Origin of the sequence: Candidatus Symbiopectobacterium sp. (assembly GCF_020054415.1) — a bacterium.
Lineage (GTDB): Bacteria > Pseudomonadota > Gammaproteobacteria > Enterobacterales > Enterobacteriaceae > Symbiopectobacterium.
The window spans coordinates 1-6394 of sequence record NZ_JAHWCO010000736.1 but is presented as its reverse complement, the minus strand read 5'-3'; the positions used below and the strand labels follow the sequence as shown (position 1 = coordinate 6394).

The following is a 6394-nucleotide window of genomic DNA, read 5'->3' as shown; positions in this document are numbered from 1 at the left end:
TCAACCAGTTTGATCGCCTGCTGAAAAAGATCAGCGTTGAAGCTGCCCTTAATGCTGAAATGACCCATCACCTCGGGCATGAGAAGCACCAGTCAAAATCTGGAACTAACACGCGCAATGGCTACTCCACAAAGACTGTTACCACCGGCGATGGTCCGCTGGAACTGCGTACACCACGTGATCGTGATGGTTCCTTTGAACCGCAACTGGTGAAGAAGAACCAGACCCGGAACACCGGGATGGATAACCAGATTTTATCGTTGTATGCCAAAGGGATGACCACCCGCGAAATTGCCGCTGCGTTCAAAGAACTGTATGACGCGGATGTCTCACCCGCCCTGGTATCTAAGGTCACCGATGCCGTTATGGAGCAGGTTGTTGAATGGCAAAATCGCCCCCTGGATGCGGTTTATCCCATTGTTTACCTGTATTAGTAAGGTGACAAAAAGATTCAAATGTGTTGTGAGGTTACGGCGTGTGGCCTTTTTCCCACTGTGCGCGCATCTGCGCCGGAGAGCGCGGTGGGAAGGACACACCCTTATCCCACAATTGCTGCTGCACCTTAAGCAGCTAGGGATATTCCGGTGATTGCTGCGCCATAATGGATACGCTTTCATACACGCGCCATGCCAGACTGCTTCCCGTCGCGGAATAGGTTTCTACCTGCGCGCCCTGCTCAATCAGCCAGTGCACCATCTGATATTTGTTCAAATAAGCGGCGTAATGCACACTAGTGGTTTTCGCCTCATCGGCCAGCTCGATATCAGCACCGCGCGCCACCAGCAGTCGCACATTGTCCCAGCGATCTTCACCGATGGCAGCAAACAGCGCGGGTTGTCCACTCCGGCCGATAGCGTTCGGGTTACCACCTGCATCCAGTATGAGGCGCAGCCATTCGGGATCTTTCGCTCCCGCAAGGGTATTGACCGCGCTATCACCGGCGCCATCTTTGAAATTGGGATCGGCCCCCAGCATCAACGCCCGTTGCACTACACGTTTACCCTGGTTTTGATAGATGAGACATTGCAGCGGCGTCACCCCCTCTTTGCCCTGCACATTGAGATCGGCTCCGTGACTCAGTGAATAACGGGCTCCTGCCGCGTCACCTTTTTGAATGTTGTGCAACACCGCCACCAATGAGGGGGAAAAAGTTCACCGGCATCCATACTGTGCCCTCCTGCCTGACAAGCCGTAAGCAGCCCGATCAGCACTGCTCCCAACCACGCCGCCCGCGTGCGGCCGGTTAGCCCAACAGCAGGCCATAATCCACGGCGTGGTGGCGCTTTTTGTCTGACTAACCATTGCATTACATCCCCCAGAAGGTGCTGGTGATTTGTCCGATGTATTCTTTTTTCTGGTTTTCAATCCCAGCAATCACCTGATCCATACCGTAACTGGCTAATGGCGATCCGCCGGAATCAGGTAGAGATAACATCTCTCCGCTCGCTTTCGGCAACGCGACGTCCAGTAACTTGACCACACCCATCACACGGCTTTGTTGAATAAATAGATTTTATGCTGGCAGTCCAGTGAAACGACGGATCATCGCAACGCAAAATCATGCAGTTAGGCCTCATGAGAAAACTGTACACCTGAGGGGACAAGCATTTTCTACCAAAACTGGCTTGGCAAAACAGCATGACTCACTATTATTCAACAAAGCCCCATCACACCGCCGATTGCAGCGCCGGCATCGCCGCCAATTAATGCTCCCGCGCCGGAAAGCAAGCCCGCCGCCCAGCGAATGACCAACAATTACCGGAGCTGGAGAGATCACATCCTTTACTTTGGTTGCCAAGTACATCGCCTGGTTGTATTGATCGGATTTCATCCCCATCCCCTGGCTGGCATTCGTCACCCAATCTTGCACACCGGTCACCGCATTGTTGGTGCCCCGGTAAGTCAGCATGGTCTCTCCATTCACCGCTGATTTAAGCAGTGCTGCACCAAAGCCGGTTTTGCTATCGGTAAAGTCTCTCGCCGCCAAGCCGGGCAGCTTGCTGGTATCCAAAAGTTCCAGCACGACGGGTGCTTTCGGTAATTTATCCATTACACCGCGCCGAAATTCGTCCACCGAGTAAACATACTGTGCAGCTTCCGCTCGCAGAATATTGTCGTTGTTGAACGCCAGACGTTTCGCTGCATCCACCAATCCCGGCAGGGATGTCGCCTCGGTTGCCAGTTTGGCGCGCGCCAGATAGCGATCTTTGCGTTGCGCAAATGTCAACAGCTCATCCACCATCGGCAACTCCGCCGATTGTGCCCACTCCATCAGCGTAGGCAATAGCATCGGCGTCAAGGCCAGCAGTGGGGCACGATTTTTTGCGGACTGTTCCGCGCACGCTTTGACCGGAGATTGGTAAGGCGTACTGCCAATAATCACATCGCCGCTGCCTGCGGCAACGGAACCACCGCAGCCGATAGCGTCGCCAACCCGTGCCGCCAGTTTACCATTGATGATGACATTCCCCGATCCGGCTGAAATGGCACGATCGTGAATACCGTGCGGCATATTCGGGCACGGACACGCGTGGAGCAGCACCGCATCGCCTTTACGGGCAGCGGGTTTACCATTGATGATGACATCGCCACTTCCGGCGATAATCGGCGTAGCAGGAAAACAGCCGTGACCGGCACAGCTGTCTCCCAGTCGTGCTGCACTGGGCATGCTCTCTCCTTAGCGTCTGTCCGGCGCGTCGGGCAACGTGGGGGCGCTCGGTGTCTCGGGCGCAATGGAGACTGGCGCGGTGCCCGCCCCCGCTGAACCACCATCGTTAATTTTGACCAAGGTGCCGGAAATGGTGACACCCGCACTGTCAATTTTGATAAACCCGCAGGGCGCTTTGATGGTTAATGCCTGGCCAGCTTCCAGCACAATATCCGCCGCTTTCAGGTAACTGTCGGTATTAACTAAAACCCGTTGATGCGCGCCGATCAGCGTCTCTTCCGAGCCAGTGATGGTCGACTGTCGACTCCCTTCGATATGACTCACCTCCCCCCCCCCCCCGCCGATAAAGCGTTTCAGCGACTGGCCGATACGCTGGATAACGTTGCGACCAATGGTTTGGTGATGGTCCTGCACGATTTGCTCGAAATCATCCTGACCAACAGTACGGTGACGATAGCGGTCAACGCGCTGAAACTGGTCCTGCGCCACGCTCAGGTGTTGGTCACGTCCGATGCTTTGCCGGTGAATATTGTTCACCACCGTGTCACGATCCTTCTGCGCATGCAGATAGATCTGCTCACGCGTGGCTTCATCTTCAAAACGCAATTCGTTAAAACCGCTGCCCTTGTGCGTGTCAGTACGCAACGTGGTACGCGTCTTGTGCACCGGCAACAAATACGGCGTCGGGTTGGTGGCATGGAAGGTGCGCCCGGTGATGATGGGCTGATCGGGATCCCCTTCCAAAAAGCTGACGATCACTTCGTGCCCAATGCGCGGGATAGCAATCAAACCATACTGACTGACCGCCCGCCCAGCCCTGACTGACAAGCACCCAGCAGGAACTTTGATCATCACTGGCACCGTAACGATCCCAGGGGAATTGCAGTTTGACGCGGCAAAAATTATCGCAGTAGATCTCCTCGCCTGCCGGACCGACCACTGTCGCAATCTGTGGGCCGTCCACCATCTGCTTAAACGGCAGGTTCGAACGCCAGGTCGTACTGGCTTTCGCTACCGAGAATGCGTTGCTTAGCGTCGTGGGCCAGCCCCCGCTCTCCTCTTCCAAAGCCTGAGGCTGCTGACCAACATGGGTCACTGACACCGTTTGCCACACGATGTTAAGCGCCTGTTGTGGATGCTCCGTCAGCGTAAACGTGTTGCAGGGCATCAATGTCGCACAGTTGGATTCTCCGGTGGCGGTAAAGGCGTCGGCACGCAGCACATCCAGACGGAAAGCGCTAAATGCCTTACCGCTCGGGTCCTGTTTAAAACTGCCCGGATAATCATAGCGCTGGTAAGTTTCGCGCTGATGAGCCAAATCACGGATAAGATTGCTGTGCATCAATCCATAGGAGGGGGTTTTAAAGCTGTAGTCTTTCAGCGCAACTTCCGCCGTACCGACGCGTTCCGCATAGTGAAAACGCCTGACGTAAGCGCCTTCCGACAATCCCTGTGCCGCCAGATTGAAAAACAGCTCAGTGCCTTTCTCCAACGCCCCCGCATCATCGGCGAACACCACCCGGTGTTTGCCTGCTTCACACTCATGGAAGAAATACATTCCCTCTTCCGCTGCCAGACGGCTGATAAATGCCAGATCGCTTTCACGATACTGAACGCAATATTCGCGCTCAGCATGCTCGTGGCGCAGCGCAAAAGCGAAATCAGTAATACCCGTTTCCTGCAACAAGGTGCTGATAATGGCATCCGGCTTCTGCGATTGGAAAATGCGCGCGTTGGTGCGCAGGCCCGTGCGCCACAATGCCGGACGCACCTCTGCCTGACAGCGGGTGCGACGAAAACCGGTATCGCCTTGGGTAAAGGCACTGACGATGCCGCTGACACGACGCTGAAGTTCACCGTCGAACCATATCAACAGTTCGCAGGGCTGATCCAACACGGCGCTGAAATCAATGTCTGGCTGAGCGCTGGCCAGATTCAGTGACAAGCTAAAGGGACGATTCAACCCTTCATCGAGCCTGAAATCCACCACCACAAACGTGCTTGCTGGCAGCGTGCCGAGTGTCACGGTGAACTGTAATCCTGTGCTGTTTGCCACCTATTCTCTCCTTATTGTTTCGCCCTACCATGGCTACCGCACGCCCCGATGGCTGACCGTTTCGTCGTCGTTTCTGTCATGACGCTGTGCGTTGGGTTAACCCAGTGCACAGAGCACGTGCTTGTTGTGGTGCTGATGAATCAAAACGGTTGCAGTAACAAACGCAGAAAACCCGGCACAGGGCCGGGTTATACATCTGCGCTTAGGCTTCGACTGGCGCACGCCAGTCGTCAGAACCCGAGGTTCCGGCAACAGTGTGCTCCCAGTCGATTTTGCGGTAGGCCAGAGACACTTCGATAAGCTGGGTGTAGTCCAGTTTTTATGGAGCCTAGCAGTGTGGCATCTGGCAGTTGATGTCCACGATGGTGGCGTCGGTCAGCACAGTGGAGAAGAAGTGCTCCTGTTTGCCTTCCACAGAGGTGCGATACCACTTCAGGGTCACAGTCAGCAGCATTTAACCGGAGGTCAGCGCGTTGTACATCAGCGGGACGGCTTTGTTCAGCGCGACGGTGAATTTGAACGGTTTGTGGACGCGTTGACCAGAAGGCTGGCCTGATTGCGGATCAGTCGGTACGGTGACTACGTGTTTGAATCCCTGTAGCAGCATCTCATCTTCGTTGCCCTGCACGTAGATGTTGCCGACGGAGTCAGAGGTGAAGGCACCTGCGGTGATATTGCCCTGTGTTTTTCCTTCGATGCTGATATAGCATGGAGTTGGCATAGTGTTTCTCCTTGTTATTGAACGGGTTGAGTCATTGCAACGTTCGTAGGGCAATTCGCATGCCAATTTTTATCTTGTTTTTTTAAACAATAATTACTTGAAGGCCATTTCCCTTACGCCACGTCCGAGCAAGAAGTTGCGTAGACCTCGCGAAAAAACGGCATTCATTGCGTAAAAAGTGATTTACTCCAGAAAGTAAGCAAGAAGTTGCGCAGAATGCGCAGTCATGCTGATACAGCGTGCTGACACAATATCCTCTCCCGCTTGACACCCTTTATTCCTGCCTGACTGCCAACGCGAATTTCTGGCTATTTCAGCTTTCTTCAACCGCCATATTGGTGACTTTCAGCCGTGCAACTTCGTCACCTGGCGTTGCGCCAAAGTAGCGTTTAAATTCCCGACTGAATTGTGACACGCTCTCATACCCAACGCGCACCGCCGCCGCTCCAGCCCGCACGCCATCATTGAGCATCATCAGGCGCGCTTTATGCAGCCTGTAAGACTTCAGGTATTGCAGGGCGTTGTTGAATAAATAGAACTTTTGGGTAATCATCGGAGCAGATCACCACAGTTGTTTCAAAATCAAGTCTCCATGGCAAAACAAAATGTTAAAATCACCAACTGGCCCTCTTATAACAAGGCCCTCAAGCAGCGCGGTTCTCTAACCGTATGGCTAGATGAATCAGCCATTGCTGCATGGACGGAAAAAAACACTACTGAACGGTGTGGACGACCTCTCCACTACTCAGATATGGCCATCACCACAGTCCTGATGATGAAACGCGTGTTTGGCCTTTCATTGAGGGCTTTACAGGGCTTTGTTGACTCGATTTTTAAACTGATTAAAGGCTTTGTTGAATAAATAGAACTTTTGGGTAATCATCGGAGCAGATCACCACAGTTGTTTCAAAATCAGGTCTCCATGGCAAAACAAAATTTTAAAATCACC

Annotated in this window: 1 protein-coding gene and 7 pseudogenes; 2 read left to right on the top strand and 6 right to left on the bottom strand. The window is 53.6% G+C overall.

What is annotated here, in order from left to right; all coding sequences use genetic code 11:
* Positions 1-428: pseudogene (locus tag QZ506_RS21185) on the top strand (transposase); the annotation flags it as partial.
* Positions 429-468: 40 nt separating this feature from the next.
* Here the strand turns inward: QZ506_RS21185 and QZ506_RS21180 are convergent.
* From QZ506_RS21180 to QZ506_RS21155, 6 genes and pseudogenes are all read right to left on the bottom strand, one after another.
* Positions 469-1166, bottom strand: a pseudogene (locus QZ506_RS21180) (ankyrin repeat domain-containing protein).
* A 140-nt stretch (positions 1167-1306) separates the two neighbouring features.
* Positions 1307-1486 (bottom strand): hypothetical protein, encoded by a 180-nt coding sequence (locus QZ506_RS21175; RefSeq protein WP_291973729.1) that lies wholly within the window; start codon positions 1484-1486, stop codon positions 1307-1309.
* A 170-nt stretch (positions 1487-1656) separates the two neighbouring features.
* Positions 1657-2668: pseudogene (locus tag QZ506_RS21170) on the bottom strand (PAAR domain-containing protein); the annotation flags it as partial.
* A 9-nt stretch (positions 2669-2677) separates the two neighbouring features.
* Positions 2678-4724 (bottom strand): annotated as a pseudogene (locus tag QZ506_RS21165) (type VI secretion system tip protein VgrG).
* A 202-nt stretch (positions 4725-4926) separates the two neighbouring features.
* Positions 4927-5445, bottom strand: a pseudogene (locus QZ506_RS21160) (Hcp family type VI secretion system effector).
* A gap of 313 nt (positions 5446-5758) precedes the next feature.
* Positions 5759-5962, bottom strand: a pseudogene (locus tag QZ506_RS21155) (helix-turn-helix domain-containing protein); the annotation flags it as partial.
* 75 nt (positions 5963-6037) lie between these two features.
* Between QZ506_RS21155 and QZ506_RS21150 the strand changes: the two are divergent.
* Positions 6038-6289, top strand: a pseudogene (locus QZ506_RS21150) (transposase); the annotation flags it as partial.
* Positions 6290-6394 lie beyond the last annotated feature (105 nt).

Excerpts from the sequence above, each read along its gene's own strand:
- QZ506_RS21175 (WP_291973729.1), bottom strand. The coding sequence starts at position 1,486 with ATGGGTGTGGTCAAGTTACTGGACGTCGCGTTGCCGAAAGCGAGCGGA.